At 71.6% G+C, this 26,795-nt stretch carries 25 protein-coding genes and 1 riboswitch; of the genes, 18 read left to right on the top strand and 7 right to left on the bottom strand.

Annotated features, from left to right (window positions below):
- Positions 1 to 35 precede the first annotated feature (35 nt).
- Positions 36 to 1,733 carry a flavin monoamine oxidase family protein gene (locus tag ACWC94_RS23070; RefSeq protein ID WP_450798782.1) on the top strand — a complete coding sequence of 566 codons (1,698 nt, stop codon included), beginning with the start codon at positions 36 to 38 and terminating at the stop codon, positions 1,731 to 1,733.
- Between the two features lie 40 nt (positions 1,734 to 1,773).
- On the opposite strand, the gene ACWC94_RS23065 is transcribed toward ACWC94_RS23070, so the two are convergent.
- Both ACWC94_RS23065 and ACWC94_RS23060 read right to left on the bottom strand, forming a co-directional pair.
- Positions 1,774 to 2,703 carry an LLM class F420-dependent oxidoreductase gene (locus ACWC94_RS23065; RefSeq protein WP_450798781.1) on the bottom strand — a complete coding sequence of 310 codons (930 nt, stop codon included), beginning with the start codon at positions 2,701 to 2,703 and terminating at the stop codon, positions 1,774 to 1,776.
- 74 nt (positions 2,704 to 2,777) lie between these two features.
- The gene (locus ACWC94_RS23060; protein ID WP_450798780.1) at positions 2,778 to 3,464 is read right to left on the bottom strand and encodes a DUF5995 family protein; all 687 of its coding nucleotides are present in this window, start codon (positions 3,462 to 3,464) and stop codon (positions 2,778 to 2,780) included.
- A gap of 180 nt (positions 3,465 to 3,644) precedes the next feature.
- Here ACWC94_RS23060 and ACWC94_RS23055 point away from each other — a divergent pair, with 180 nt between their 5' ends.
- Positions 3,645 to 4,772, top strand: a complete 1,128-nt coding sequence (locus ACWC94_RS23055; RefSeq protein ID WP_450798869.1) for a glycoside hydrolase family 6 protein — start codon at positions 3,645 to 3,647, stop codon at positions 4,770 to 4,772.
- Here the strand turns inward: ACWC94_RS23055 and ACWC94_RS23050 are convergent.
- Entirely contained in the window at positions 4,745 to 6,139 is a 1,395-nt protein-coding gene (locus ACWC94_RS23050) for a uracil-xanthine permease family protein (RefSeq protein WP_450798779.1), read from the bottom strand. The genes ACWC94_RS23055 and ACWC94_RS23050 overlap by 28 nt on opposite strands.
- A 147-nt stretch (positions 6,140 to 6,286) precedes the next feature.
- On the opposite strand from ACWC94_RS23050, the gene ACWC94_RS23045 reads away from it, so the two are divergent.
- Positions 6,287 to 6,745, top strand: coding sequence for an acyl-CoA thioesterase (locus ACWC94_RS23045; protein ID WP_450798778.1), 459 nt, complete (start codon positions 6,287 to 6,289; stop codon positions 6,743 to 6,745).
- Here the strand turns inward: ACWC94_RS23045 and ACWC94_RS23040 are convergent.
- Complete coding sequence (locus ACWC94_RS23040) at positions 6,705 to 7,919, bottom strand: MFS transporter (RefSeq protein WP_450798777.1); 1,215 nt, start codon at positions 7,917 to 7,919, stop codon at positions 6,705 to 6,707. The two genes, ACWC94_RS23045 and ACWC94_RS23040, sit on opposite strands and share 41 nt — an antisense overlap.
- A 128-nt stretch (positions 7,920 to 8,047) precedes the next feature.
- Positions 8,048 to 8,791, bottom strand: coding sequence for an SDR family oxidoreductase (locus tag ACWC94_RS23035; protein WP_450798776.1), 744 nt, complete (start codon positions 8,789 to 8,791; stop codon positions 8,048 to 8,050).
- Positions 8,792 to 9,150: 359 nt separating this feature from the next.
- Positions 9,151 to 9,281: riboswitch (FMN riboswitch) on the top strand.
- A 162-nt stretch (positions 9,282 to 9,443) separates the two neighbouring features.
- Between ACWC94_RS23035 and ACWC94_RS23030 the strand changes: the two genes are divergently transcribed.
- The 9 genes from ACWC94_RS23030 (at position 9,444) to ACWC94_RS22990 (ending at position 16,785) form a co-directional block, all read left to right on the top strand.
- Positions 9,444 to 10,052: a riboflavin synthase gene (locus tag ACWC94_RS23030; RefSeq protein ID WP_450798775.1), complete on the top strand. Its 609-nt coding sequence runs from the start codon at positions 9,444 to 9,446 to the stop codon at positions 10,050 to 10,052.
- A complete protein-coding gene (locus ACWC94_RS23025; RefSeq protein ID WP_450798774.1) occupies positions 10,049 to 10,690 on the top strand; it encodes a nicotinamide mononucleotide transporter family protein in 642 nt (213 codons plus the stop codon). Before ACWC94_RS23030 ends, ACWC94_RS23025 begins: the two co-directional genes overlap by 4 nt.
- A complete protein-coding gene (locus ACWC94_RS23020; protein ID WP_450798773.1) occupies positions 10,687 to 11,976 on the top strand; it encodes a bifunctional 3,4-dihydroxy-2-butanone-4-phosphate synthase/GTP cyclohydrolase II in 1,290 nt (429 codons plus the stop codon). The genes ACWC94_RS23025 and ACWC94_RS23020 overlap by 4 nt, the downstream gene beginning before the upstream one ends.
- 27 nt (positions 11,977 to 12,003) lie before the next feature.
- Positions 12,004 to 12,489, top strand: coding sequence for a 6,7-dimethyl-8-ribityllumazine synthase (gene ribH, locus ACWC94_RS23015; RefSeq protein WP_450798772.1), 486 nt, complete (start codon positions 12,004 to 12,006; stop codon positions 12,487 to 12,489).
- A 33-nt stretch (positions 12,490 to 12,522) separates the two neighbouring features.
- Complete coding sequence (locus ACWC94_RS23010; RefSeq protein ID WP_007491392.1) at positions 12,523 to 12,795, top strand: phosphoribosyl-ATP diphosphatase; 273 nt, start codon at positions 12,523 to 12,525, stop codon at positions 12,793 to 12,795.
- Between the two features lie 50 nt (positions 12,796 to 12,845).
- Positions 12,846 to 13,694, top strand: coding sequence for an ATP phosphoribosyltransferase (gene hisG, locus ACWC94_RS23005; RefSeq protein ID WP_450798771.1), 849 nt, complete (start codon positions 12,846 to 12,848; stop codon positions 13,692 to 13,694).
- Positions 13,695 to 13,709: 15 nt separating this feature from the next.
- Positions 13,710 to 14,165: a PH domain-containing protein gene (locus tag ACWC94_RS23000; RefSeq protein ID WP_450798769.1), complete on the top strand. Its 456-nt coding sequence runs from the start codon at positions 13,710 to 13,712 to the stop codon at positions 14,163 to 14,165.
- A 203-nt stretch (positions 14,166 to 14,368) separates the two neighbouring features.
- Complete coding sequence (locus tag ACWC94_RS22995; RefSeq protein ID WP_450798768.1) at positions 14,369 to 15,703, top strand: hemolysin family protein; 1,335 nt, start codon at positions 14,369 to 14,371, stop codon at positions 15,701 to 15,703.
- Positions 15,700 to 16,785, top strand: coding sequence for a hemolysin family protein (locus ACWC94_RS22990; RefSeq protein ID WP_450798767.1), 1,086 nt, complete (start codon positions 15,700 to 15,702; stop codon positions 16,783 to 16,785). The genes ACWC94_RS22995 and ACWC94_RS22990 overlap by 4 nt, the downstream gene beginning before the upstream one ends.
- A gap of 109 nt (positions 16,786 to 16,894) precedes the next feature.
- On the opposite strand, the gene ACWC94_RS22985 is transcribed toward ACWC94_RS22990, so the two are convergent.
- Together ACWC94_RS22985 and ACWC94_RS22980 are read right to left on the bottom strand one after the other, a co-directional pair.
- Entirely contained in the window at positions 16,895 to 18,757 is a 1,863-nt protein-coding gene (locus tag ACWC94_RS22985) for an AAA family ATPase (protein WP_450798766.1), read from the bottom strand.
- 430 nt (positions 18,758 to 19,187) lie between these two features.
- The gene (locus ACWC94_RS22980; RefSeq protein ID WP_450798868.1) at positions 19,188 to 19,808 is read right to left on the bottom strand and encodes a uridine kinase family protein; all 621 of its coding nucleotides are present in this window, start codon (positions 19,806 to 19,808) and stop codon (positions 19,188 to 19,190) included.
- Positions 19,809 to 20,067: 259 nt separating this feature from the next.
- Between ACWC94_RS22980 and ACWC94_RS22975 the strand changes: the two genes are divergently transcribed.
- The 6 genes from ACWC94_RS22975 to ACWC94_RS22950 all read left to right on the top strand — a co-directional run bounded on the left by ACWC94_RS22975 (position 20,068) and on the right by ACWC94_RS22950 (position 26,672).
- Positions 20,068 to 21,024: a hypothetical protein gene (locus ACWC94_RS22975; RefSeq protein WP_450798765.1), complete on the top strand. Its 957-nt coding sequence runs from the start codon at positions 20,068 to 20,070 to the stop codon at positions 21,022 to 21,024.
- Positions 21,025 to 21,069: 45 nt separating this feature from the next.
- Complete coding sequence (locus ACWC94_RS22970; RefSeq protein WP_450798764.1) at positions 21,070 to 22,611, top strand: amino acid permease; 1,542 nt, start codon at positions 21,070 to 21,072, stop codon at positions 22,609 to 22,611.
- A gap of 281 nt (positions 22,612 to 22,892) precedes the next feature.
- Positions 22,893 to 24,263, top strand: a complete 1,371-nt coding sequence (locus ACWC94_RS22965; RefSeq protein WP_450798763.1) for a peptidase C39 family protein — start codon at positions 22,893 to 22,895, stop codon at positions 24,261 to 24,263.
- A gap of 106 nt (positions 24,264 to 24,369) precedes the next feature.
- Complete coding sequence (locus tag ACWC94_RS22960; protein WP_450798762.1) at positions 24,370 to 24,510, top strand: SCO1431 family membrane protein; 141 nt, start codon at positions 24,370 to 24,372, stop codon at positions 24,508 to 24,510.
- Positions 24,511 to 24,588: 78 nt separating this feature from the next.
- Positions 24,589 to 25,242, top strand: a complete 654-nt coding sequence (locus ACWC94_RS22955; protein ID WP_450798761.1) for a TetR/AcrR family transcriptional regulator — start codon at positions 24,589 to 24,591, stop codon at positions 25,240 to 25,242.
- Between the two features lie 257 nt (positions 25,243 to 25,499).
- Positions 25,500 to 26,672, top strand: a complete 1,173-nt coding sequence (locus tag ACWC94_RS22950; RefSeq protein WP_450798760.1) for an acyl-CoA dehydrogenase family protein — start codon at positions 25,500 to 25,502, stop codon at positions 26,670 to 26,672.
- Positions 26,673 to 26,795 lie beyond the last annotated feature (123 nt).

The raw sequence follows: 26,795 nt of genomic DNA, 5'->3' as shown, positions 1-26,795 counted from the left end.
CCCCGAGTCACCCCCGCGCAAGGAGTCCGTACCCCATGACGTCCACGGTGCCCAACGCCGTCGAGCACACCGACGAGCAGCAGCCGCCGATCACCATGTTCGGCCCGGACTTCCCCTACGCCTACGACGACTTCCTCGCCCACCCGGCGGGCCTCGGTCAGATACCCGCGACCGAGCACGGCACCGAGGTCGCGGTCATCGGCGGCGGCCTGTCCGGCATCGTGGCCGCGTACGAGCTGATGAAGATGGGCCTCAGGCCCGTCGTCTACGAGGCCGACCAGATCGGCGGCCGGCTGCGCACGGTCGGCTTCGACGGCTGCGACGAGTCACTCACCGCCGAGATGGGCGCGATGCGCTTCCCGCCGTCCTCCACGGCGCTGCAGCACTACATCGACATGGTGGGCCTGGAGACCCGGCCCTTCCCGAACCCGCTGGCCGAGGCCACCCCCTCGACCGTCGTGGACCTCAAGGGCGAGTCGCACTACGCCGAGACCATCGACGACCTGCCCCAGGTCTACCGGGACGTCGCCGAGGCCTGGAACAAGTGCCTCGAGGACGGCGCCGACTTCTCCGACATGAACCGCGCCATGCGCGAGCGGGACGTCCCGCGCATCCGCGAGATCTGGGCCCAGCTGGTCGAGAAGCTCGACAACCAGACCTTCTACGGCTTCCTCTGCGACTCCGAGGCCTTCAAGTCCTTCCGGCACCGCGAGATCTTCGGCCAGGTCGGCTTCGGCACCGGCGGCTGGGACACCGACTTCCCGAACTCCATCCTGGAGATCCTGCGCGTCGTCTACACCGAGGCCGACGACCACCACCGCGGCATCGTCGGCGGGTCCCAGCAGCTGCCGCTGCGCCTGTGGGAGCGCGAGCCGGAGAAGATCGTCCACTGGCCGTACGGCACCTCGCTGAAGTCCCTGCACAAGGACGGCGAGCCCCGCCCGGCCGTGACCCGGCTGCACCGCACCGCGGGCAACCAGATCACCGTGACGGACGCGAACGGCGACATCCGCACCTACAAGGCGGCCATCTTCACCGCCCAGTCCTGGATGCTGCTGTCCAAGATCGCCTGCGACGACTCGCTGTTCCCGATCGACCACTGGACCGCGATCGAGCGCACCCACTACATGGAGTCCTCGAAGCTGTTCGTCCCGGTCGACCGGCCCTTCTGGCTCGACAAGGACGAGGAGACCGGCCGGGACGTCATGTCGATGACGCTCACCGACCGTATGACCCGCGGCACCTACCTGCTGGACGACGGCCCGGACAAGCCCGCGGTGATCTGCCTGTCCTACACCTGGTGCGACGACAGCCTGAAGTGGCTGCCGCTGTCCGCGAACGAGCGGATGGAGGTCATGCTGAAGTCGCTCGGCGAGATCTACCCGAAGGTCGACATCAGGAAGCACATCATCGGCAACCCGGTGACGGTCTCCTGGGAGAACGAGCCCTACTTCATGGGCGCGTTCAAGGCCAACCTGCCCGGCCACTACCGCTACCAGCGGCGCCTGTTCACGCACTTCATGCAGGACCGGCTGCCCGAGGACAAGCGGGGCATCTTCCTGGCAGGCGACGACATCTCCTGGACGGCCGGCTGGGCCGAGGGCGCGATCCAGACCGCGCTGAACGCGGTCTGGGGTGTCATGCACCACTTCGGCGGCCAGAGCGACCCGACCAACCCGGGCCCGGGTGACCTGTACGACGAGATCGCCCCCGTGGAGCTGCCCGAGGACTGACCAGAAGAGCGAGCAAGGACCAAGGCGCGGGCGGCCGGACTCAGACTCCGGCCGCCCGCGCCTTTTCAAACACCTCCGCGGCGACGTCCGCCAGCTCGCGCGCGTCCCGCGCGGTGCCCTGCAGGTCGATGAGGATCTCGTCCAGACCGATGCCGGCGTACTCCACGAGGTCCGCCACGATCTGGTCGACATCACCCTGGAAGGGCCGGCGGTCCGCGCCCTCGTACGGCCTCGCCTGCCGGCTGGTGTTCACCCGCAGCACCGTCCTGATCGGCCGCGTACGGCCCCGCTCCTCGGCCAGCTCCCGCAGCTGCCGCCACTGGGTGGCGACCTGCTCGGCGCCCATGCCCACCGGCAGCCACCCGTCGGCGTGGTCCACCAGCCGCCGCCACGCCCGCCGGTTGCCCGCCGCCAGCAGGATCGGGATCGGCCGCGCGGGCTTGGGCCCGACCACGGCGGAGGCGATCCGGGTGAGGCTTCCGTCATGGACGACCGGATCCGGGCCCCATACCTTCCGGCACACCTCGATGATCTCGTCCAGGACCGTGCCGCGCTCCTCGAAGGGCCGGACGCCCGAGGCCGCGTACTCGTCCAGGGACCAGCCGGTGCCCAGGCCCGCGACCACCCGGCCGCCACTCGCCGCGTCCAGCGTGGCCAGGGCCTTCGCGAGCTGGAAGGGAACGTGCAGCGGAGCGACCAGGACGCTGGAGCCCAGCTCCGCCCGCTCGGTGGCGGCGGCCGCCAGGGTGAGGGTGACCAGGGGGTCGGCCACGTCCCGGTACTGGTCCGGCCACGGCAGGCCCTCGATGCCGTACAGACCCTGGGTGGCGGGCTCGGGGAACAGCGCCCGCTCGAAGACCCACAGACTGTCGTAGCCGATGTCCTCCGCCGCGCGTGCCACGTCGGGGACGTCCTTGCCGATCGAGTACTGCCGCATCTGGGGAAGACCGAGACCGAGCCGGGTCGCCATACCGCCACTCCTCTGTGATCGGGTACCGCTCGCTCAACGCCCCGCAGGCGTCGGGAAGTTCCGCGGTGACAGGATCAGTCCGTGAGCGGAGTGAGCAGCATCCGCCCCGCGAACCCCACCGCCGCGTCCAGCCGTTCGGTGAACTCCTCGGTCACATCGCCGCAGTGGCGCAGCGCCCACAGGGCCCGCGCCGCCACCCAGGCCGCGTCGCGGGCCCGCTCCAGGCTCCAGGAGCCCAGCAGGTGGGTGAGCGGATCGGCGATCTGGAGCAGATCGGGACCCGGCATCAGATCCTCGCGTACGCGCTCCTCCAGCGAGACGAGGAGTTCACCCACGCGGTCGAACTCGTCCTCCAGATCGGGCGGTTCGCAGCCGAGCGTACGGCAGGCGTCCACCACGGCGAGCGCGAGGTCGTGCCCGATGTGCGCGTTGATGCCCGCAAGCGCGAACTGCAGCGGCCGTACCCCGGGATGGCGGCGGAGCTGGAACAGCGGACGCCAGCAGGCGGGTGGCCGGCGGTCCGCGGCCGCCGCGTCGACCGCCGCCAGGTACCGCTCGGCGAACCGCACGTCCAGCGCGATCGCCGCCCGTGGATCCGGGAACCCCCCGGCGTCCAGGCGCCGGTCGACCTCCTCGGTGACGGTGAGGTAGACGCGGTTGAACACGGCGACCCCGTCCCGCTCGGGCAGGGCCGCGTCCAGGGCGCGCATCCGGGAGACGACCGCGTCGACGGGAGCGGTGAGGTGTTCCAACTGCGTCATGGGGGAAGGGTCCCAGCCCTGGGCCGACGGGCGTGCCGACCGGCCCGGTGCTTCGCCGGAACGGGGGAACGGACGGCGAGCCGCGGAGGCGAGGGGGGAAACGGCACCGTGTCAGGCTTACGTACCCGGCGTCTCGCCGAGCGCCGGGCCGCCCGCAGGCGTGCCGTGCGGCGCGGGGTGATGGTCGCGGCGGCCTCGGTGGTGACCCTGGTCGGCTCGGTCACCGGGACCCTCGCGGCGCTCGACTCCGGCCACGGTTCCGGCCGGGCCCGCACCGAGGCGAGCCGCACGCCGGAACCCGTGCCGGTGGCGTCCACGCCGTCGCCGGGCGAGCCCGCCACCAGCGAGCCGCCGCCGACTCCACCGAGCACGACACCCGCCGTCACCCCGCTCCCCGCCCGCACCCCCACCCCGCTGGGGCGGAAGCAGGCGACCGGTCCCGTCACGCCGGTCCTGTACCGCCTCCCGGGCTCCCAGGTACTGGACTGGGTCCGCGCCCACCCCGGCGATCCGCGCACCGATGTCATCGCCGCCCGGATCGCCGGCCGGCCGGCCGCCGTGTGGTTCACCGACCCCGACCCGGACACGATCACCGACCGGGTGCGGGCGGTCACCGCGGACGCGGCGGCGCGGGGCCGGGTCCCGGTGCTCGTGCCGTACGCGATCCCGGACCGGGACTGCGGCGGCGCCTCCCGGGGCGGCGCGCCGGACCTCACGGCCTACGACAGCTGGATCGACGCCTTCGCGCGGGGGCTCGGCCCGGAGGAGGTGCTGATCGTCCTGGAACCGGACTCGATCGCCCAGTCCGACTGCCTGCCGGAGGCCGGCCGCGCGGCCAGGTTCGCCTCGCTGGCCCGTGCCGGGCGGGTGCTGAAGGCCGCCGATCCGAAGGCGCGGGTCTACTACGACGCGGGCCACTCCGGCTGGCACCCGCCGGCCGAGCAGGCCGCCCTGCTGCGCCGGGCGGGAGCGGCCGACGCGGACGGCGTCTTCAGCAACGTCTCCAACTTCCGCACCACGGCCGACGAGATCGCCTACGACCGCCAGGTCCTCGACGCGCTCGGCGGCCCGGCGAGCCTCGGCGCGGTGATCGACACCAGCCGCAACGGCAACGGCGCCCCGCCGGACGGCCGCTGGTGCGATCCGGCCGGCCGGAAGCTCGGCCGGGCCCCGACCCTGGACACCGGCGAGGCCCGGATCGACGCCTACCTGTGGGTCAAGCTGCCGGGGGAGTCCGACGGCTGCCGGGGCGCGGCCGGGACGTTCACCCCGTCGTACGCCTACGACTTGGCGCGCGGGGCCTCCTGAGCGTCGTAGCTGGACGTGCCCTCGTCCAGCAGGGGCTCCTGCTTCTTCAGGTGGGCCGGGGCGAAGGCGCGCAGCGCGTGGTAGCCGGTGATGACGACGAGGGTGCCCAGGGCGATGCCGCTGAGCGAGAAGTTGCTGGTGAACTTCATGCTGACGTTGCCGACGCCGATGATGATGCCCGCGGCGGCCGGCACCAGGTTCAGCGGGTTGCGCAGGTCCACCTTGGCGTTGAGCCAGATCTGCGCGCCGAGCAGGCCGATCATGCCGTAGAGGATCACGGTGATGCCGCCGAGGACCCCGCCCGGGATCGCGGCGACGACCGCGCCGAACTTCGGGCAGACACCGAAGAGCAGGGCGAAGCCGGCGGCGGCCCAGTAGGCGGCGGTGGAGTAGACGCGGGTGGCGGCCATCACGCCGATGTTCTCGGAGTAGGTGGTGTTCGGCGGCCCGCCCACCGCGGTGGACAGCATCGAGGCGACGCCGTCCGCCGAGATCGCCGTACCGAGCTGGTCGTCCAGCGGGTCGCCGGTCATCTCGCCGACCGCCTTGACGTGCCCCGCGTTCTCCGCGACCAGGGCGATCACGACCGGCAGCGCGACCAGGACGGCCGACCACTGGAAGGACGGCCCGTGGAAGTGCGGCAGGCCGATCCAGTCGGCCTTGGGGACACCGGAGAGGTCGAGGCGCCAGTGGTCGGTGACCTTGCCGCTCGGGCTCATGGAGTGGATCCTGCCGAAGATCCGGTCGAAGGCCCAGGAGATGCCGTACCCGAAGACCAGTCCGAGGAAGATCGCGATCCTGGACCAGAAGCCGCGCAGGCAGACCACGGCCAGGCCCGTGAACAGCATGACCAGCAGGGCCGTCCACTGGTCCTGCGGCCAGTAGGTGGAGGCGGTCACCGGGGCGAGGTTGAAGCCGATCAGCATGACGACCGCGCCGGTGACGATCGGCGGCATGGCCGCGTGGATGATCCGCGCGCCGAAGCGCTGCACGGCGAGGCCCACCAGGAACAGCACGGCGCCGACCACGAGGACCGCGCCGGTCACGGTGGCACTCGTACCGCCCTGGGCCCGGATGACGGCGGCCACGCCCACGAACGACAGGGAGCAGCCCAGGTAGCTCGGCACCCGGCCGCGGGTGGCGAGCAGGAAGATCGCGGTCGCCACGCCCGACATCATGATGGCCAGATTCGGGTCGAGACCCATCAGCACGGGCGCCACGAAGGACGCGCCGAACATCGCGACCACGTGCTGGGCGCCCAGACCCACCGTGCGGGGCCAGGAGAGCCGTTCATCGGGGCGTACCACCGCTCCGGGCGCGGGCGTGCGCCCGTCACCGTGCAGTTTCCAGCGCACGCCGAGGTCCATGGTGGGTTTCGCTTTCTTACGTACGTGAAGGGGTTCCGCACCATTGTCACGGGTATCCCCAGGCCCTGCGCCCCCACGGCCCGGGGGTTTCTGAGCGGTCGCTTAGTATGGACCGTCGACATTCAGCCATGTTCAGGAGCCCTTCCCGTGACCGCCGAAGCCCCGATCGCCCCCGCCCTCTCCCACGGCCGGCTGATCCCCGTCACCGTCCACTTCGACGACCTCGACGCACTGGGGCTCCTGCACAACGCCCGCTACCCGCTGATGGTCGAGCGCGCCTGGACCGAGCTGTGGAACGAGCACGGCGTCCGCTTCGACGGCGACTGGCACGCGGCCGGCGACGCCTGCAACGCCGTCCGCGAGCTGCGCATCAGCTACGAGGCGCCGGTGACCAGCCCCGGCACCTACGCCGTCCACCTCTGGCTGGAGCGGCTCGGCACCACCGGCCTGACCTACGGCTTCCGCTTCTGCTCGGCCGACGGCACCCGGACCTACGCCCGGGGCACCCGGGTCCTGGTCCGGCTGGACGCCACGACCCTGCGGCCCACGGCGTGGACGGATGCCTTCAGGGCCGTGGGCCGGGAACTGCTGCGGCCCGCCGGCTGATCTCCTTCCGGCCCCCGCGCTCGGCCGTGCGCAGCACGCCCGCACACCCGGCGAGCCCGCACGCCAGGGCCGTCACCACGCAGAACGACACCACGAGGCTGGTCGCCTGGGCCACCCCGCCGATCAGGCTCGGCGCGATCAGCCCCGAGGTGTAGGTGATCGTCGCCACGCCCGCTATGGCCTGGCTCGGGTTCGGCCCGGCGTGCCCGGCCGCCGCGAAGCACAGCGGGACGACCACCGCGATGCCGAGCCCCATCAGCGCGAACCCGCCCATCGCCACGGCCGGATGCCCGGCGACGACGATCAGCAGACCGCCCAGCACGGCCAGGACGCCGCCGGCCCGGACGGTGCGGACGGCGCCGAACCGGTTCACCACCGTGTCCCCGGCGATCCGGGCCACCGCCATCGTCAGCATGAACCCGGTCGTGCAGGCCGCCGCCACACCGGCCGAGCTGTCCAGCCGGTCCCGCAGGAACACCGCCGACCAGTCCAGGCTCGCGCCCTCCGCGAACACCGCGCAGAAGCCGACCGTACCGATCAGCAGCGCCGACCGCGGCGGCAGCGCGAACCGCGGCGGCGGCTCCTCGTCCTCGGCGGGCTGCAGATCCAGCACCCAGGCGCAGGCCGTCAGGCCGAGCACGGTGAGCACGGCGGCGGCGAGCGCGAAGTGCAGCCGGGCGTCCGAGCCGAGGTGCGCGGCGAGTGTGCCGGCCGCCGAGCCGGTCAGCGCACCCGCGCTCCACATGCCGTGCAGCCCCGACATGACCGACCTGCCGAGCAGCCGCTCGACCTCGACGCCGAGGGCGTTCATCGCCACGTCGGCCATGCCCGAACTCGCGCCGTAGGTGAACATCGCCAGGCACAGGGTGGCGAGGTTCGGCGCGAGGGACGGCAGGACGAGGGAGAGCGTCCACAGCGCGAGCAGTACGCGCAGGGCCGTACGGCTGCCGAAACGATGGCTGATCCGGCCCGCCAGCGGCATCGCGCACGAGGCGCCGAACGCCGTGAAGGCCAGCGCGAACCCCAACCGGCCCGAGCTCAGCGAGGCGTGGTCCTGGATCCACGGCACACGCGTGGCGAACGTGCCGGTCACGGCGCCGTGCACGGCGAACACGGCCGCCACGGCGGCCCGGGCCCGCCTCACCTCGTCCCGTCCGCATCCCACGTCACCCATGTTCCGGCCCTCCCCGAGAGTTCCCTGCCCCGCTCCGTCGGCACGCCCCGCAGGGACGGCCCTTCCTGGCGTCCGCCGGCCGGCCGCCCTCCTGCCGGACGTGGGCCCGGTCGTCCGCCTCCGTCCCGTCAGCCGCCGAACCGCCGCCCCAGGTACTCCTCGAACGTCGTCGTCCCCACGGCCTGTTCCGGCGTCAGCAGCCCGCCCGCGCGGGCGGCGCGATAGGTCCCGCCGAACAGCGGTACCTGTGCCACCGCCCGGCGCCGGCCGGTCGCGCGGAGGTAGGCGCGGGCCAGGGAGTCCAGGGTCCGTACCTCGGGGCCGCCCATGTCCGCCACCCGCCCGGCGGGACCGGCGAGCGCCAACCCGGCCAGCCGGTCCGCGACTTCGCCCACCTCCACCGGCTGGTCCGGCACCCCGGCCGGGACCAGCAGGACGGGCGCCTTGGCCAGCCCGCCCAGGACCGAGGCCAGCAGGTCATGGAACTGGGTCGTGCGCAGGATGGTCCAGCCGAGCCCCGACTCCTCGATCTGCCGCTCCACGGCCAGCTTGGTCCGGTAGTAGCCGAGCGGCACCCGGTCGGTCCCGACGATGGAGATGTAGACCAGATGGCCCACTCCGGCCCGCCGTGCCGCCGCGATGAGGTGCTCGGCCGCCTTCTCGTCCCCGCCCCGCTGCGTGCTCGCGCAGTGCACCACGGTCTCCACCCCGGCGAGGGCGGCGTCCAGACCGCTGCCGCCGGCCCGCAGATCGACGGCGTACGGCTGTGCGTGCCGGCTCAGCACGCGCACCTCGTGCCCGTCCGTCCGCAGCCGCCGCGTCACACACCGGCCGAGGGTGCCGGTTCCGCCGGTCACCAGGATCGTGGTCATGCTGTGTCTGTCCCTCCGGACTCCGGGCACCCCCCGTCGGGGCACCCTTCCTCGGATGAGACCGCCCGGACCCCGGTGAATGTGACATGCCCCGGCTGGTCCCGCCGGGCTGACGGCAGTGGGCGGCGATCCGGCGGCGGGCAAGGGCCGTCGTCACCGCCGCCGGACCCGTCCGCACCCTAAAAGGACTAGACCAAGACGGTCAATGGGTCCGGACCCGGCCAATCGGCCCTGCTCGCCGGGCGGTTGGGCGGGGCGACTGCGCCGCGCAAGGCCGGTGACACGCACTGTGAGGGAACCCACACCGCCCACCTGTCGGGACGGCCGTCCGGCGTGGCACACTGGCCCTGTACCAGAAGCAGCGCACTCCGGGGTCGGTGAAAGTCCGAACCGGCGGTTACAGTCCGCGACCCGGTCGCTTCCAGCGGCCGGTTGACCAGGTGAAATTCCTGGACCGACGGTTAAAGTCCGGATGGGAGGCAGTGCGCGGCGGGCGGGCATGCGTTTTTCCGTGTGCGCGCCGCCGTATCTGGACGCGTCCGCATACGGACGCGTCCGTTCCGGCGACGCCCCGGTGTGTGCTCACCCGTAGATTCTGTCGTCATCGACAGGCCCCGGAGTCCGTGCCCGAAGAGGCAGGAGGACCCGGGAAGTGTTCACCGGAATCGTCGAAGAGCTGGGTGAGGTCACCGCCGTCGAGAACCTCGGCGACGCCGCCCGCTTCCGGCTCCGTGGCCCCGTCGTGACCGAGGGCGCACAGCACGGCGACTCCATCGCCGTGAACGGGGTCTGTCTCACCGTCGTGGAGCACGAGGGCGACGAGTTCACCGCCGACGTCATGGCCGAGACCCTGAACCGCTCCAGCCTCGGCGCACTCGCCGTCGGCTCCCGCGTCAACCTCGAGCGCCCCACCGCCGTCGGCACGCGCCTCGGCGGGCACATCGTGCAGGGCCATGTCGACGGCACCGGCGAGGTGCTCGCGCGCAAGCCCTCCGAGAACTGGGAGATCGTCAAGATCTCGCTCCCGGCGGACCTCTCCCGCTACGTCGTCGAGAAGGGCTCCATCACCGTCGACGGCATCAGCCTCACCGTCGTCGAGGCCGGCCCCGACCACTTCACCGTCAGCCTCATCCCGACCACCCTCGGCCTGACCACGCTCGGCGTGAAGCAGCCCGGCGACCCGGTCAACCTCGAGGTCGACGTCATCGCCAAGTACGTCGAGCGGCTCCTCGGCGACCGCGCCCAGGGAGCCACCCAGTGAACTGGCTGAACTCCGAAGCCTTCACCCTCTTCGGCCAGCACATCATCTGGTCGGACATGGTCGGCAACATCCTCGGCCTGATCACCCTCGCCCTCGGCTGGCGCCGCTCCCTGTGGACCTGGCCCGTGCAGTTCCTCTCCGGCCTGGTCCTCTTCGTCGCCTTCTACGGCCACCTGGCCGGCAGCGCCGGCAAGCAGGCCGTCGTCATGGCCGTCGCGCTGTACGGCTGGTGGCAGTGGCAGCGCAACCGGGGCCGGTCCGCGGACGGCCACATCGCCCCCCGGTTCGCCACCTGGCGCGAGCGCGCGGCGATGCTCGGCGCGGCCGCCGCCGGCACGGTCGCCGTCGCCCTGCTCTTCACGGCCTACCCGTCCCTGTCCTGGGACCCCTGGCCCGACGCCTACATCTTCGTCGGCACCATCGTCGCCATGTACGCCCAGGCCAAGGGCATGGTCGAGTTCTGGATCGCCTGGCTGCTCGTCGACCTCGTCGGCGTACCCCTCAACTTCGCCAACGGCTACGCGTTTTCCGGCTTCGTCTACGTCATCTACGGCGCACTCGTCCTGTGGGGCATGCGCGACTGGTGGCTGCGCTCCCGCAGGAGCCCGCAGCCCGTCCTGGAAGGAGCTCCGGCATGACCTCGGCACCGCTGCTGTACGACACCGCCGACTTCGAGGAGTTCACCCTCGACCCGGTCGAGCAGGCCATCGCCGACATCGCGGCCGGCCGCCCGGTCGTCGTCGTGGACGACGAGGACCGGGAGAACGAGGGCGACCTCGTCATCGCGGCCGAACACGCGACCCCCGAGATCGTCGCGTTCATGATGAGCGAGTGCCGGGGACTCATCTGCGCCCCCATGGAGCCCGAGGAACTCGACCGGCTCCGGCTCCCGCAGATGGTCGAGGACAACACCGAGTCGATGAAGACCGCGTTCACCGTCTCCGTCGACGCCTCCGCCGCCCACGGTGTGACCACCGGCATCTCGGCCGCCGACCGCGCCACCACCCTCCAGCTGCTGGCCGGCGGCACCGCCGAACCCACCGACTTCGTCCGCCCCGGCCACGTCTTCCCGCTGCGCGCCAAGCCCGGCGGCGTCCTGGTCCGCAACGGCCACACCGAGGCCGCCGTCGACCTCGCCCGGCTCGCGGGTCTGCGCCCGGCCGGCGCCATCGTGGAGATCGCCGGTGAGGACGGCCGTATGCTGCGGCTGCCCGAGCTGGTCCCGTTCGCCCGCAAGCACGGGCTGACGATCATCTCCATCGAGGACCTGATCGCCTACCGCCGCGGCAGCGAGCCCACCGTCCGCCGCGAGGCCGAGACCCGCCTGCCCACCGCGCACGGCACCTTCACCGCCTACGGCTACCGGTCCACCGTCGACGGCGTCGAGCACGTCGCCCTCGTGCACGGCGAGATCGGCACCGGCGAGGACGTCCTGGTCCGCGTCCACTCCGAATGCCTCACCGGGGACGTCTTCGCGTCCCTGCGCTGCGACTGCGGCCCCCAGCTGGACGCCGCCCTCGAACGGATCCAGGCCGAGGGCAGGGGAGTGGTGGTCTACCTGCGCGGGCACGAAGGGCGCGGCATCGGCCTGCTCTCCAAGCTGCGGGCGTACGAACTCCAGGAGCAGGGCCGCGACACCCTCGACGCCAACCTCGAACTCGGGCTGCCCGCCGACGCCCGCGACTACGGCGCCGGCGCGCAGATCCTCGCCGACCTCGGCGTGCGCGGCGTCCGCCTGATGACCAACAACCCCGAGAAGACCGACGCGCTGCTGCGCCACGGCCTCAAGGTCAGCAGCCGCGAGCCGATGCCCGTCCAGGCGGGCGAGCACAACCTCCGCTACCTGCGCACCAAGCGGGACCGGATGGGGCACGACCTGCCCTGGCTGGACACACCTGCCGTATCCACCTGCGGCAACCAGTAAGCAAGCGAGAAAGCACTTAGGAGAGACGTGAGCGGCAAGGGTGCACCGGAACTGTCCGTACGCAACGCGAGCGACCTCAGGGTCGCCGTCATCGCGGCGCAGTGGCACGAGAAGGTGATGGACGGTCTGGTGAACGGCGCCCTGCGCGCCCTGCACGAGCTCGGCATCGACGAGCCGACCCTGATCCGGGTCCCCGGGACCTTCGAGCTCCCGGTCGCCGCCAAGGTGCTGGCGGGCCGCGGCTATGACGCGGTCGTCGCCCTCGGCGTCGTCATCCGCGGCGGCACCCCTCACTTCGACTACGTGTGCCAGGGCGTCACCCAGGGCCTCACCCAGGTCGCCGTCGAGACCGGCGTCCCCGTCGGCTTCGGCGTGCTCACCTGCGACACCGAGGAACAGGCCCTGGACCGGGCCGGCATCGAGGGCTCGAACGAGGACAAGGGGCACGAGGCGGTGACGGCCGCCGTGGCGACCGCGGCCACGCTCCGCTCAGTATCTGAACCCTGGCACTGAGGTCCCGCCCGAACCACGTAGGGTGGGACCACCATGTCCAAGAAGACGTTCGAGGAGCTCTTCACCGAGCTCCAGCACAAGGCCGCCCACGGCGATCCCGCCACCTCCCGCACCGCAGAGCTGGTCGGCAAGGGTGTCCATGCCATCGGCAAGAAGGTCGTCGAAGAGGCCGCCGAGGTCTGGATGGCCGCCGAGTACGAGGGCAAGGAGGCGGCCGCCGAGGAGATCTCGCAGCTGCTGTACCACGTCCAGGTGATGATGGTCGCCCGCGGGATCTCCCTGGACGACGTCTACGCCCACCTCTGAGCCGTACCCGCACACAGCCCCGTAGAGAACGAGCAAAGGAAGCCGACCTCATGCTGCGCATCGCCGTCCCCAACAAGGGTTCACTGTCCGGCCCTGCGGCGGAGATGCTGCATGAGGCCGGCTACCAGCAGCGCCGCGAGTCCAAGGAACTGCGGATCGTCGACCCGGAGAACGAGGTCGAGTTCTTCTACCTCCGCCCCCGCGACATCGCGATCTACGTCGCCTCCGGCCGTCTCGACCTGGGCATCACCGGCCGTGACCTGCTGATCGACTCCGGCGCCGACGCCGAGGAGATCCTGCCGCTCGGCTTCGCCCGTTCCACCTTCCGCTTCGCCGCCAAGCCGGGCACCGCGAACGGCATCGAGGACCTGAAGGGCAGGACGGTCGCCACGTCGTACGAGGGGATCGTCGCGGGGCACCTCGCGGACAGCGGTGTCGACGCCTCCGTCGTCCACCTGGACGGCGCCGTGGAGACCGCCATCGAGCTGGGTGTCGCCGAGGTCATCGCCGACGTCGTGGAGACCGGCACCAGCCTGCGCAACGCGGGCCTGGAGGTCTTCGGCGAGCCGATCATGAAGTCAGAGGCGATCGTCATCTGCCGCACCGGCACCGACGGCGAGGAGCCGAAGGTCCAGCAGTTCCTGCGCCGCCTCCAGGGCGTCCTGGTCGCCCGGACGTACGTGATGATGGACTACGACTGCCGCGTCGAGCAGCTGGAGAAGGCCGTCGCCCTCACCCCCGGCCTGGAGTCCCCGACCGTCTCCCCGCTGCACAACGAGGGCTGGGTCGCGGTCCGCGCCATGGTCCCCGCCAAGGAGGCGCAGCGGATCATGGACGACCTGTACGCCATCGGCGCCCGCGCCATCCTCACCACGGCCATCCACGCCTGCCGCCTGTAAGGGGTACGCACCGCGATGTCCGATCTTCCCTCCCTTCCCGTCACCTTCCGGCCGGGCCACACCCGGGTGATCCTGCTCACCGCCGGTGTCGCGATCTTCCTGACCATCTCCGGGGTCGCCCTGCTACTGGAGCAGCTCGGCCCGGGGGAGCGGGCCAGCTTCATCGTCACCGGGGCGCTGATCTTCTGGGTGCTGGCCCAGCTGGCCCGGGTGAAGGTCGTCGCCGACGAGTCCGGCGTCACCGTGGTGAACATCGCCAGCAGGCGGCGCCTGGCCTGGGAGGAGATCCTCCAGGTGAACCTCCGTCCGGGCGATCCGTGGGTGTTCCTCGACCTCAGCGACGGCACCAGCCTGCCCGCGCTCGGCATCCAGCCGGGCCTTGCCAAGCAGCGTGCCATCGCCGACGCACAGACCCTGCGCGCGCTCGCCGAAGCCCGCTCCACGACCCACCCGGTCGAAGATCAGGGCTGACTCGGGGGCGCCCACCCTGCCCGAGTGGCCCCTGTCTTGATTAATCTGGTGGCGGAGGCCTCTTCGCTGCGCCTCCGCCCCTGCGTGCCGCCCGGTGCACAGGGGTTCCTGCTACCCGAGGAGTGACTCCCTCCAGCGATGGACGGATCGTCCTGTAGTACCTGCGCCGCCCCGACCCGACATACCGGGAAGGCGGTGGCAGCGTGACCATCCCCCTGCTGCTCCTCGGAGCGGCTTTCCTGCTGATCCTCGCCAACGGCTTCTTCGTGGCCGCGGAGTTCGGCCTGGTGACCGTCGAGTCGACGGACGCCGAGCAGGCCGCCGCCGAGGGCGACCGACGGGCCCGTAGGGTCGCGGAGTCGCTCAAGGAGCTGTCCTTCCAGCTCTCCGGCACCCAGCTCGGCATCACCATCACCTCCCTGGTCGTCGGCATGCTCGCCGAACCGGCGCTGGCCGAGCTGCTGCACGGCCCGTTCGCCGCGCTCGGCATCCCGGGCGGCGCCGTCTCCGGTGTCGCCGTGGTCGTCGGCATGCTGCTGGCCTCCGCGGTCCAGATGGTGATCGGCGAACTCGTGCCCAAGAACTGGGCGGTGTCCAAGCCACTTCAGGTCGCGCGGTTCGTGGCCGGCCCGCAGCACCACTTCTCCCGGCTGTTCCGCCCGGTGATCGCCACACTCAACACGGTCGCCAACCGGCTGGTGCGCGCGCTCGGCGTCGAGCCCGCCGACGAACTGGCCTCCGCCCGCACCCCCGGCGAACTGGTCTCCCTGGCCCGGCACTCCGCCCAGGCCGGCGCCCTGGAACAGGACACGGCCGACCTGTTCGTGCGCACCCTGTCCCTGGGCGAGCTGACCGCGCAGCACGTCATGACCCCGCGCGTGAGGGTCAGCGCCCTGCAGGACACGGCCACCGCCGAGGACGTCGTCAACCTCACCCGGGCCACCGGCCTGTCCCGCTTCCCCGTCTACCGGGAGAAGATCGACGACGTCGTCGGCATGGCCCACCTCAAGGACGCCCTCGCGGTCCCCGCGCGCGACCGGCTGCGCACCCCCGTCAGCCGTATCGCCCGCAAGGCCCTCCTCGTCCCCGAGACCCTGCCCGTCCAGCCGCTCCTGGCGCGGCTGCGCAGCGAGCAGCCGATCGCGGTCGTCGTCGACGAGTACGGCGGCACGGCCGGCGTCGTCACCCTGGAGGACATCGTCGAGGAACTCGTCGGAGAGGTCCGCGACGAGCACGACGCCAAGGACGTGCCCGAGCTGGCGCCCGCCCCGCCGGAGGACGGGCGGCCCGCCTGGGACGTCGACGGCAGCTGCCGCGTCGACATCCTGCAGCGCATAGGCCTCGACGTGCCCGAGGGGCCGTACGAGACGGTCGCCGGACTGGTCGCCGACCTGCTCGGCCGGATCCCGGCCCCCGGCGACCGGGCCGAACTGCCCGGCTGGCGGCTCTCGGTCCGCCAGGTCGGCCACTACCGCGCCGAACGGGTCCGCCTGGTCAGGACGGTCCCGGCGGTGAACGTGATGGAGGCCGTCCGATGAGCGTCCTCCAACTGGTCTTCGCCGCGCTGCTCGTGCTCGCCAACGGCTTCTTCGTCGGCGCCGAGTTCGCGCTGGTCTCCGTCCGCCGCAGCCAGATCGAACCGCTCGGCACCGCCCGGGCCCGCCAGGTGCTGTACGGCCTGGAGAGGCTGCCGCAGATGATGGCCGCGGCCCAGTTCGGCATCACCGTCTGCTCCCTGACACTGGGCGCGGTGGCCGAGCCGACGGTGGCGCGCCTGCTGGAACCGGTGTTCGAGGCGGTGCGTCTGCCCGACGGCGTGATCCATCCGCTCGGCTATGTGATCGCGTTGGCCGCGGTGGTCTTCTTCCACCTGGTCATCGGTGAGATGGTGCCGAAGAACCTGGCGATGGCGGCCCCCGAGAAGGCGGCTCTGTGGCTGAGCCCGGGCCTGGTCTGTTTCGCCCGCCTGTGCAGGCCGATCACGGTGTCCCTGGGCACCTGCGCCCAGGCCGTCCTGCGCCTGTTCCGGGTCGAGCCCAAGGACGAGGTGGAGGCGGTGGTCACCAGCGAGCAGCTCAACCGCCTGCTGGAGGACTCCGGCCAGGCGGGCCTGCTCGACCCCGAGGAACGGGAACGCCTGGAGGACGCCCTGGAACTGGGCTCCCGCCCGGTGACGGACGTCCTGCTGCGCCGGGAGTCCCTGGTCACGGTGGACCCGGCGATCACCCCGGGACGGATCGTCGAGCTGACGGCCCGCACCGGGTACTCCCGCTTCCCGGTCGCCGCGACGGACAAGGGTCCCTTCATGGGGTACGTCCACGTCAAGGACGTCCTGGACCTGGAGGACTCGGACCGTGCGGTGCCGCAGCACGTGTGGCGCCCGATGGCGACCCTGCGGGCCGAGCTGCCGCTCGACGACGCACTGACCGTCATGCGCCGAGCGGCCACTCATCTGGCCCAGGTGGCGGATGCGAGCGGCAAGGTGCTGGGTCTGGTGGCGCTGGAGGACGTCCTGGAGATGCTGGTGGGAGAGGTGCGGGATCCGGCGCACCGGGAGGTGCCGGACATGAAGCTGACGGAGCCCAGGGTGAGCGGGGAGCCGGAGGGAGCACTCGCCTGAGAGCTCGGGCGGCGGGGAGCTGTGCGGCTGCCGGCGCGTCGTGGCCGGCCGTGCCCACGTGCCGGAGCCGCAATGTCCCCCGCAGCCCCGAGCCCCTTGGGTGGGCGCTTCACATGGCCGAGGGATCCTGCGGCCCCCTGCCCGACAGCACTTCTCCGTACGCCTGCATCAGGTCGGGCAGTCGCAGCGTCGCCAGGTCCTCCCGGGACAGGGAACCCGCGTACGTCGACAACCGCAGATCCCGGTACGCACAGCTCTTCTCGTACAGCGTCCGCAGGAACCGCCCGTTCCCCAACTCGTCGATCCACCCCTGGTCGACCACGTGCCCGGCGATCGAGCGCAGTTCCTCCAGCGCCTCGTCGTCCCACACGTCCCCGTTCTCCGCCGCGAGGACCTTGCCGATCTCGGTGAGTTCCAGCGGCCGGTAGGAGGGGAAGTCGACCCGGGTCGTGAAGCGGGACGACAGCCCGGGGTTCGCCGCCAGCAGCCGGTCCATGCCCTCCGGATAGCCGGCGAGGATCACCACCAGGTGGTCCCGGTTGTCCTCGGCGCGCTTCAGCAGCACCTGCAGGGCCTCGTCGCCGTACGCGTCGCCCTTGCCGTAACCCGAGTTGGACAGGGAGTACGCCTCGTCCACGAACAGCACCCCGCCGATCGCGGAGTCGATCAGCTCGTTGGCCTTGACGGCCGTCTGCCCGAGGTACTCCCCGACCAGATCGGCCCGCTGGGCCTCGACCAGGTGGTCACCGCCGAGCAGCCCGAGGGCGTAGAAGACCCGGCCGAGGATCCGGGCGACCGTGGTCTTCCCCGTCCCCGACGGCCCGGAGAAGACGAAGTGCCGTTTCGGCGGCTGCACCGGCAGGCCCTGCCCGGCCCGCAGCCGGGCCATGTTCAACTGCGCCGACAACGCCTTGACCTGGCGTTTCACCGGCGCCAGCCCCACCATGCGCTCCAGCTCGGCGAGCGCCTCCTCGAGCAGGGCCGGATCGGTGGGCCCGGCCGGGATCGGTGCGGACGACACACCCGTCTTCACCCGCACCGCCCGATCGGTCACCGACGGCAGGGGCCCCGTCGGCAGGTCCGGCTCCGGCAGCCGCAGGTCACGGCCCTCGGTGCCGAAGACGGGGTCGTACCCGTCCGGGCCGTCCACACTGTCCTGTCCGACACCCGTCAGGGTGATGGCGGCGAGATCGGCGCCGTCGTCGTACCCGTCGCCCTCGGCGATCGCCGCGAGCCGCGCCGAGGTGTCCATGAACGCCGGGTCCACGCGGTGCACGGCCCGGTAGAGGGGGAGCGCGGCGGCGCTGCGGCCCGTGCCCTCGTGCGCCCGGGCCAGCCAGTAGCGCAGCTCCTTGCGTTGCGGCTGCTCACTGCGGCAGCGCATCAGCGCCGCCGACAGCAGCGGTTCGGCCTGGCCGTACATCTCCAGCCGGACCCGGGCCATGCCGCCGAACAGGCCGGCCTCGATGCCGAGCATGGGGTCGTCCAGCAGCGGGTCGGTGTGCCGTACCAGCTGCTCCCAGTCCTTCACCAGATAGGAGCGGCAGGCGTGCAGGAAGCGGACCTGGGGATCGGTGTCGACCGGGGGCAGGCCGGCGAGGGCGCGGTCCAGCTCGGGCACGTGCCGGCCGTCCAGCCAGTGGGAGGCGTGCGCCAGCAGCAGGTCACGCGGGCTCTCCAGCACCGGTTGCACCCACCAGCCCAGCCAGTACCAGGAGTTGAGGGTCCGGCGGTGCCGGGCGCGCTGTTCGCCGAAGCGGTCGCGGTGCCGGAACATCCTGAGCAGCGAGGTCGTCGTGTCGACCCGGAGCGCGTGCAGCCCGAGCCAGCCGTCCGCCATCCCGGAGTCCATCCGCACCGCGGTGCGGAACTCCTCCTCCGCCTGGGGATAGGCGCCCATCGTGTAGGCGTCCACCCCTCGCAGCCAGGCCAGGTCGGCCGGGGCCTCGGGGCCCTGCGTGCCGAAGTCCATCCCGTCCCCCCACAGACCGTGCCCCCGTGGTTCACCACCGGGCAGTCGCCCGACGGACGCCGCGCATCGAACCGCCGTGCCGCGGACCGGAGTTACCAGTGCGCGAGGCAGCCGCGAAGGTCGCCCCGAGGGCATCGTACCCGCGTGAAGACCGGGTGCCGAAGGGTGCCGCGCAGGCCGTTTGACGAGGTGGGAGCAGACGGGGCGCACAGGGTTTCGTGACCGAGGGTGAGCGGATCGGTGCGCCGGGCGCCGGGAAAAACGTCCGCGGGCAGAACGAAGCCCCCGATCACGGGGGAACAACCGGGGGCTTCGCGTCTGTGAGCGGCTCCGAATGGCCGCACATTGAGAACGTAAGACCTGTACGGCCCCCGGGTCAAGCCGAGTTGAGGCCTTCGGGGAAGTTCGTCCGGTCGGGGTCTTCACCACTTCACCACAACGGGGACGGTCCATCACTCTGGGTCATGCTTTGGTCCGGTCCACGGGTTGACGCCGGCCCCGCCAGCACCTCGTACCCCTCAGGTGACTGCCGTACCAGGAGATCGGCATGGGGGCGCGAAGGGTCTTCGGCGAAGTGCGCGCGCTCCGCCGCCACCCACCCCTCCCAGAACTCCCGCTGCTCCGCCCCGTCCCGCAGCCGGCCGCGCGTCCAGGACTCCTCCCGGGGCAGCTCCATCCAGAGCAGCAGGGCCAGGTGCGGTCGTAGCGCCCGGCGCCCGGCCCCCACCCCCTCGACCAGGACCACGGGCGCCGCCGGCAGCGGGCGTGGCGCGGTGAACGTACGGGCTCGCCAGTCGTACGGCGTGTAGTGCGCGCTCTCGCCGCGGGCGAGCGGCTGGATCACCTGGGTCATGAGCCGGTCGGTCCACGCGAAGAGCCGCTCGTGGCTGGCGATGTCGTCGAGGTGCAGTACGGGAGCACCGCCGAGCGCGGCGGCCAGGTGCCCGGCGAAGGTGGACTTTCCCGAGCCGGCGTGCCCGTCGACGCCGATCAGCCGGACCGGCCCGAGGGAGGGGGGAAGCCCGCGCAGCCGGGCGGCGAGGTCGAGAATGGTGGTTCCCCGGTGTGGGTCGGTGTGGGCGGTTTTCCGGAAACAGTGTAGTAGTGGCCCATAGCGGCCGGACCAGGGCGGCCGCCGCACTCAAAACGTCGGGGTTTGAATCATCGGCTGGCAGCCAGTCAATGGCCCGGATAAACATTCGTGAATCCCCTGACCGATATGTCGAATTCGGCGTTCCGGGTGTGCCCGTAGCTGAGTAGGGTGCCTCCAGCGCAACCGGTGTGCGTCGTACGGGGACTGGCAGGGAGACATGGCCGCGGGGTTATTCGAAGGGCACTATGTGTGGCATCCGGCGGCCGACGACCGTGTCCTGGCGAGCGTATGCGTCGATGTGCGCGCCGGACGTTATCGATACGCGTACGAGGCCCTCGCCGAGACGCGTTCCGACTTCGCCCTGCGCGCCCACCGCTCGCTGGTCCTCGCCTCCGAGGCGGCCGGCACCGATCTGGTCGAGCGCTGGGTCGCCGAGGAGCCGACGCCCGAGGCGACGCTGATGTGGGCCCGGGTCGCGGTGCAGCGTGCGCTGCGGGCCGCCGACGCGCGCGACGAGCGCGCGGAGGCGCTGGAGCGGATCGCGCTGACCGCCTGCGACCGGGCCGCCGTCCTGGCCCCCGAGGACCCCACGCCCTGGGTCGCCAAGCTCGCCATGGCCCGGCTGCACCGGCTGCGCGACCCCGCCCCGCAGGGTCTGCTCACCGCCCCGCCCGGCCCCTGGCGGCTGTTCGGGCACATCCTGTCCCTGGACCCCTGGCACCGCGAGGGCCACCACCGCTTCCTGTCGTGCTTCTTCACGCGCTACGGCGGTTCGGTCAACGCGGCCTGGGACGTGGCCGCCTTCCTCAGCCAGCGGGCGCCCGCCGACTCCGCCCTCCGGCTGTTGCCGCTGGTGGCCCTGGTGGAGAGCTACAACCCCACCCAGCTGCTCGCCGACCGCGTCTGGGAACAGCCGCAGTGGCGCTCCACCGCGCTGGCCATCTACCACAACTGGCTGCCGGCGGCCGAGGGGTACCGCTTCACACCGGTGCTCGACCTGGCCTACCTCGCGCACGCGCTCGTGATGGCCCAGCGCGAGTTCGAGGCCCGGGCGGTGTTCACGGCGATGGGCCCGTACGCCTCGCGCATGCCCTGGAGCGCCTTCGGTGACCCCGCCGAACAGCTCTCCCGGGCCCGGCGCGCCTGCGGTCTGCCCGTCCCGCGACCCGACTGACCCTGTTCGTTCGTCCCTGCTCCCCATCGAGAGAAAGGCCGATCTGTGTCGGAACGGATGTCGACTCCACGGGCGAAGGCCCGTGCGGGAGAGGACCCGGTCGTGCTCGACGACGACGCGACCCTGCACGCGATGGGTTATCCGCGGAAACTCACCCGGCGCTTCCAGGCGTTCGACAATTTCGCGATCTCCTTCACCATCATCAATATCCTCTCGGGTATTTTCTCGTCCTTCGGATTCGGTATGAATGCGGGTGGCCCCCGCATTCTCGTGTTCGGCTGGATCGGTGTCTGCGTCATGGTGCTGCTCATCGGCGCGGCCATGGCGGAAGTCGCCTCGGCCTATCCGACGAGCGGCGCGCTGTATTTCTCCGCCGGTAAACTTGCAAAGCGGCACAAGGGTGCCTGGTCGTGGTACACGGGCTGGCTGAACTTCGTCGGCCAGATCGGCGGTACCGCCGCCACCGGCTATGCGGCCGCCACCTTCATCCAGGCCTTCATCCAGCTGCAGTGGCCCTCCTACCAGCCGACCACGCATCAGACAGTGCTGATCACGGCCCTGATCATCGTCGTGCAGGGCCTCGCCAACACCTACACCGTCCAGCTCGTCGCCGTACTGAACCGCATTTCCGTGTGGTGGCTGCTGATCGGACTCGTGGTGATCGTGGGCGCACTCATAGTGATACCCGGCCATCATCAGCCGGCGTCGTTCGTGACGCATTTCGAGAACAACACCGGCTTCACGAGCGGACTTTACGGAGGCATGCTCGGCCTGCTGGTCACCAGCTGGACGTTCACCGGGTTCGACGGCAGCTTCCACATGTCCGAGGAAACGGTCCGCGCGACGGTCAACGCGCCCAGGGGGATCACCCGCGCCATCGGCTATTCGGCGATCACCGGTCTCATCCTGATGCTGGCACTGGTCTACAGCATTGGCGACTACGCCAAGGTGGCCGGTTCCGCGGCGCCACCGGTCCAGATTCTCATCGACGGCCTCGGACTGGCCGCCGCCAAGGTCATGCTCCTCATCGTCATCGGCGCGATGCTCTTCTGCGGTCTCGCCAACCTCACCAGCAACACCCGGCAGATCTTCGCCTTCTCCCGGGACGGAGCCATGCCCGGCTCCCGCTGGTGGCACTCGGTCTCGCCGCGCACCCGTACGCCCGTGAAGGCGGTGTGGCTCGCGGTGGTCTGCTCGGTGGCCCTGGTCGTGCCGGGCTGGTGGTCCCACACCGCCTTCACCGCCATCGTCAGCGTCAACGTGGTCGGTCTCTTCCTCGCCTACGCCGTGCCGATCTTCCTGCGGCTGCGGCTCGGCGGCGAGTTCCAGCCGGGACCCTGGCACCTGGGCCGCTGGGGCCGGCCGGTCGGCTGGCTCGCGGTGATCTGGATCGTGCTCAGCAGCGTGCTGTTCATGCTGCCGCAGGCCTCGCCGATCACCGCCGACACCTTCAACTACGCGCCGATCGCCCTCGCGGTGGTGCTGGTCGTGGCGACGGTGTGGTGGTTCGCCACCGCCCGCCGCCGCTTCCAGGGCCCGATCAGCTACGGGCGCCCCGACGAGGTCGCGGCGATGGATCTCGTCTGACGCGAGGAGCCCACCCGGCGAGGCGCAGCGCCCGGGTGGTCGCGGGGAGCCGTGCGGGCGGCGGTGGGCCGGTCGCGCAGCTCCCCGCGCCCCTTCCGGGGCGCACCGGCACCATCCCGCACGTGCCGGCGGGGCGATCCGGCACCTTTCAGTGGCTCAGACCAATATTCCTGGCGCGGCATGCGTCGAAGTGCTGGCAGGGGCATGCCCGCTGCTCCATAGTTGGCGCACACGTGCAGATCAGCCCCGACCGCATCGCACACCTGGGGGTCATCGAGCCCATGAGCAGAGCCCGACAACCGTCCCGCAGAACCGTCCTGACCGCCGCCGTCGCCGTAGCGGTGGCCGGCGGCACGGCCCCCGCTGCCGCCGCCGCGCGGCGCCCCGCCGCCGGTACCGGCGACGCCGGCCGGCCGCAGGCCCGCCCGGTCGACTACCACGCCTGGACCACGTACCGCGAGTGGCGCCTCGGTGCCGCCCAGGGCGTCCGGACCGTCGCCGGCGCCCGCCCCGGCGTCGTGATCGGCACCCCCGCCGGCCGCAGCGACTACACCGACCCGCACACCGGCACGACCGCCACCTGGGAGTACGCCACCTGGACCGCCCCGGTCCACCGGCTCACCGTCCCCGCCACCGAGGTCGTCGCCTCCTGGAACGCGCACACCCCCGACGGCACCTGGCTCCAGGTCGAACTGCAGGGCACGTACTCCGACGGCACCGTGACCCCCTGGTACGTGATGGGCCGCTGGGCCTCCGGTGACCGGGACATCAAGCGGACCTCCGTGGACGACCAGACCGACGGCAGGAGCACCATCTGGACCGACACCTTCGCGATCAACGACGCGAGCACCGGCCTGCGCCTGGAGTCGTACCGGCTGCGCCTGACCCTGTACCGCAGGCCCGGCACACGTCTGACCCCCACCGTGTGGCGGCTCGGCGCCATGGGCTCCGACATCCCCGACCGCTTCACCGTCCCCGCCTCCACCCCCGGCCTGGCCCAGGAACTGGCCGTCCCGCGCTACTCCCAGGAGATCCACAAGGGCCAGTACCCGGAGTACGACAACGGCGGCGAGGCCTGGTGCAGCCCCACCTCCTCGCAGATGGTCGTCGAGTACTGGGGCGGCCGGCTCACGCCCGAGCAGCTGTCCTGGGTCGACCCCTCCTACGCCGATCCGCAGGTCGACCACGCCGCCCGGTTCACCTACGACTACCAGTACGAGGGCTGCGGCAACTGGCCGTTCAACGCGGCCTACGCGGCCACGTTCGAGGACCTGCAGAGTGTGGTCACGCGCCTCGCCTCGCTGACCGACCTGGAGACCCTGATCGCGGCCGGCATCCCGGCCATAACGTCGCAGTCGTTCCTGAAGACGGAGCTGACCGGCGCCGGCTACGGCACCTCCGGCCATCTGATGACCGTGATCGGGTTCACGGCGGACGGCGACGTGATCGCCAACGACCCGGCCTCGGCCAGCGACGACGCGGTACGGCGGGTCTATCTGCGCCGGGAGTTCGAGAACATCTGGCTCCGGACCAAGCGGTACAACGCCTCGGGGAAGGTCGTCCCGGGCCCCGGCGGGGTCTGCTACCTCTACTTCCCGGCCCACCCGAGCCCGCGCCAGCGCAAGGCGCTCGAGGCGGTGGGCGTGCGCTGACCCGGCCCCTGTGAGCAACGTCTCTGCCGCAAACGCCGTCGCGGGTGGCAAGGTGGACAAAAGGGTGGGGGGTTCCGCTCCGTACGTCCGACCTCTGTGAGAAACCATGACCGCACACCCGGCCACCGCCGCCCGCGTCCGCACCGGCGGCCCCCAGGAAGACGGCCCGGAGATCCTCGAGCACGTCATGGGCTGGGTCCTCGTCGCGGTGATCGCGATGCTCGTGACCCAGCTGGGCCTGCTCTGACCGAGCCGCACGCGGCCGGCATGTTCTGACATACTGCGGAGGTCCCACCGACCTCCCAGACCAGGGTCGAAATTGAATATGCCTCAGCAGCGTGCCGCCGTCCGCCCCCCGGCGAACGGTACCGAGCGCTCGGTGGCGCGTCGCGCCGAACTCATCGCCATCGGGCGGAAGTTGTTCGCCGACACGTCCTACGACGCGCTGTCCATGGATGACATCGCCCGCCAGGCGCATGTCGCCAAGGGGCTGATCTACTACTACTTCCAGTCCAAGCGCGGCTACTACCTGGCGATCATCCAGGACTCCGTCGCCGACCTGGTCACCTCGGCCGCGGGCGGCCTGGAGAGGCCCGCCGTGGACCGCGTCCACCGCACCATCGACGGCTATCTGCACTACGCCGAGCACCACCAGGCCGCCTACCGCACCATCGTCAGCGGCGGCGTCGGCTTCGACGCCGAAGTGCACGCGATCCGGGACGGGGTGCGCGAGGCCATCATCGCCACCATCGCCGAAGGGGCCTACGGCCGCAGCGACATCGCTCCGCTGGCCCGGATGGGCCTGCTCTCCTGGGTGTGCGGCGTCGAGGGCGCGACGCTGGACTGGATCGACCGCCCCGAGCTGTCCCGCGCCGCCATGCGCGAACTTCTGGTCAAGACGCTCGGCGGAGCCCTGCGCGCCGTCGAGGAGCTGGACCCCGCCTACCCGGCCCCGCAGCCGGCCCGCCGCGACGGCTGATCCGCCGGGGTGCGCACGGCGGCCGTGGGTGCCCGCCCTCCGGTGCCGCCAGGAGTTCCGGCCGGATTCTTGAAGTAAGCGGTCGTTAACTGGTGACTGGAGGTCGCTGATCGGGCATACTCACTGCGCACAGCCGCTGGTCAGCAAGCTTCCGAGACCCGGGAGCGGGCGCCCGCGGTACCACGGAACGACCAGGCGGAGCGCCCCCACCCGACGGGCCGGACCGCCGGTGCCCGAACAGGGAGGAGACCGACGCCATGTCCGACCGCGATCCGCAGCCGGTGGAGCGTCAGCTGCCGACGGAAGAGGCGCGGGACCTGCTCGCGCTCGTCCGGGACATCGCCCAGCGCGAGATCGCGCCGAAGGCGGCCGACGAGGAGGACGCGGGACGCTTCCCGCGCGAGGTCTTCACCCTGCTCTCCGAATCGGGCCTGCTCGGCCTGCCCTACGACTCCGAGTACGGCGGCGGCGACCAGCCCTACGAGGTCTACCTCCAGGTCCTGGAGGAGCTTTCCGCGGCCCGGCTCACCGTGGGCCTCGGCGTCAGCGTGCACACGCTCGCCTGCTACGGCCTCGCGACCTACGGCACCAAGCAGCAGCAGGTCGAGCACCTGCCCGCGATGCTGGGCGGCGGCCTGCTGGGCGCCTACTGCCTCTCCGAGCCGTCCGCCGGTTCCGACGCGGCGTCGCTGCGTACGAAGGCCGTCCCGGAGGGTGACGCCTGGGTGATCAACGGCACCAAGGCCTGGATCACGCACGGCGGCATCGCCGACTTCTACACCGTGATGGCCCGCACCGGCGAGGAGGGCCCCCGCGGGATCACCGCCTTCCTGGTCCCCGGGGACGCACCGGGCGTGAGCGGGGCGGTGCCCGAGAAGAAGATGGGCATGAAGGGCTCGCCCACCGCCCAGGTCCACTTCGACGGCGTCCGGGTCGGCGACGACCGCCGGATCGGCGAGGAGGGGCAGGGCTTCTCCATCGCCCTGTCCGCCCTCGACTCCGGGCGGCTCGGTATCGCCGCCTGCGCGATCGGCCTCGCCCAGTCCGCCCTGGACGAGGCGGTCGGCTACGCCACCCAGCGCCGGCAGTTCGGCCGTCCCATCGCCGACTTCCAGGGCCTGCGCTTCATGCTCGCCGACATGGCCACCCAGATCGAGGCCGGCCGCGCGCTCTACCTCGCGGCGGCCCGGCTGCGCGACGCCGGCAGGCCGTTCGCCAAGCAGGCCGCCATGGCCAAGCTGCACTGCACCGACACGGCCATGAAGGTCACCACGGACGCCGTGCAGATACTCGGGGGATACGGCTACACCGCCGACTTCCCGGCCGAGCGTTACATGCGCGAGGCCAAGGTCCTGCAGATCGTCGAGGGCACCAACCAGATCCAGCGGATGGTCATCGCCCGTCACGTGGCGGGACCCGAAGGTCGCTGAACTGGCCCGTGCGGACCGTCGGGGCCGCCAGCCTGATCCACTCCGGGTCGTGGCGGCCCGGCAGGGTGCGGCCCCGGTCGGCCCAGGTCCGCATGAGATCGCGGTAGATGGGCGGGTCCTGCG

The sequence above is a fragment of the Streptomyces sp. NPDC001135 genome (genome assembly GCF_053598395.1).
The sequence above is the reverse complement of the archived record's forward strand: the minus strand, read 5'-3'. Positions and strand labels throughout refer to the sequence as shown.

Coding starts and splice junctions, on each gene's coding strand:
- ACWC94_RS23070 (WP_450798782.1), top strand. CDS start 36: ATGACGTCCACGGTGCCCAACGCCGTCGAGCACACCGACGAGCAGCAG.
- ACWC94_RS23065 (WP_450798781.1), bottom strand. CDS start 2,703: ATGGCGACCCGGCTCGGTCTCGGTCTTCCCCAGATGCGGCAGTACTCG.
- ACWC94_RS23060 (WP_450798780.1), bottom strand. CDS start 3,464: ATGACGCAGTTGGAACACCTCACCGCTCCCGTCGACGCGGTCGTCTCC.
- ACWC94_RS23055 (WP_450798869.1), top strand. CDS start 3,645: ATGGTCGCGGCGGCCTCGGTGGTGACCCTGGTCGGCTCGGTCACCGGG.
- ACWC94_RS23050 (WP_450798779.1), bottom strand. CDS start 6,139: ATGGACCTCGGCGTGCGCTGGAAACTGCACGGTGACGGGCGCACGCCC.
- ACWC94_RS23040 (WP_450798777.1), bottom strand. CDS start 7,919: ATGGGTGACGTGGGATGCGGACGGGACGAGGTGAGGCGGGCCCGGGCC.
- ACWC94_RS23035 (WP_450798776.1), bottom strand. CDS start 8,791: ATGACCACGATCCTGGTGACCGGCGGAACCGGCACCCTCGGCCGGTGT.
- ACWC94_RS23020 (WP_450798773.1), top strand. CDS start 10,687: ATGACCTCGGCACCGCTGCTGTACGACACCGCCGACTTCGAGGAGTTC.
- ACWC94_RS23010 (WP_007491392.1), top strand. CDS start 12,523: ATGTCCAAGAAGACGTTCGAGGAGCTCTTCACCGAGCTCCAGCACAAG.
- hisG (WP_450798771.1), top strand. CDS start 12,846: ATGCTGCGCATCGCCGTCCCCAACAAGGGTTCACTGTCCGGCCCTGCG.
- ACWC94_RS23000 (WP_450798769.1), top strand. CDS start 13,710: ATGTCCGATCTTCCCTCCCTTCCCGTCACCTTCCGGCCGGGCCACACC.
- ACWC94_RS22990 (WP_450798767.1), top strand. CDS start 15,700: ATGAGCGTCCTCCAACTGGTCTTCGCCGCGCTGCTCGTGCTCGCCAAC.
- ACWC94_RS22985 (WP_450798766.1), bottom strand. CDS start 18,757: ATGGACTTCGGCACGCAGGGCCCCGAGGCCCCGGCCGACCTGGCCTGG.
- ACWC94_RS22975 (WP_450798765.1), top strand. CDS start 20,068: ATGGCCGCGGGGTTATTCGAAGGGCACTATGTGTGGCATCCGGCGGCC.
- ACWC94_RS22965 (WP_450798763.1), top strand. CDS start 22,893: ATGAGCAGAGCCCGACAACCGTCCCGCAGAACCGTCCTGACCGCCGCC.
- ACWC94_RS22960 (WP_450798762.1), top strand. CDS start 24,370: ATGACCGCACACCCGGCCACCGCCGCCCGCGTCCGCACCGGCGGCCCC.
- ACWC94_RS22955 (WP_450798761.1), top strand. CDS start 24,589: ATGCCTCAGCAGCGTGCCGCCGTCCGCCCCCCGGCGAACGGTACCGAG.
- ACWC94_RS22950 (WP_450798760.1), top strand. CDS start 25,500: ATGTCCGACCGCGATCCGCAGCCGGTGGAGCGTCAGCTGCCGACGGAA.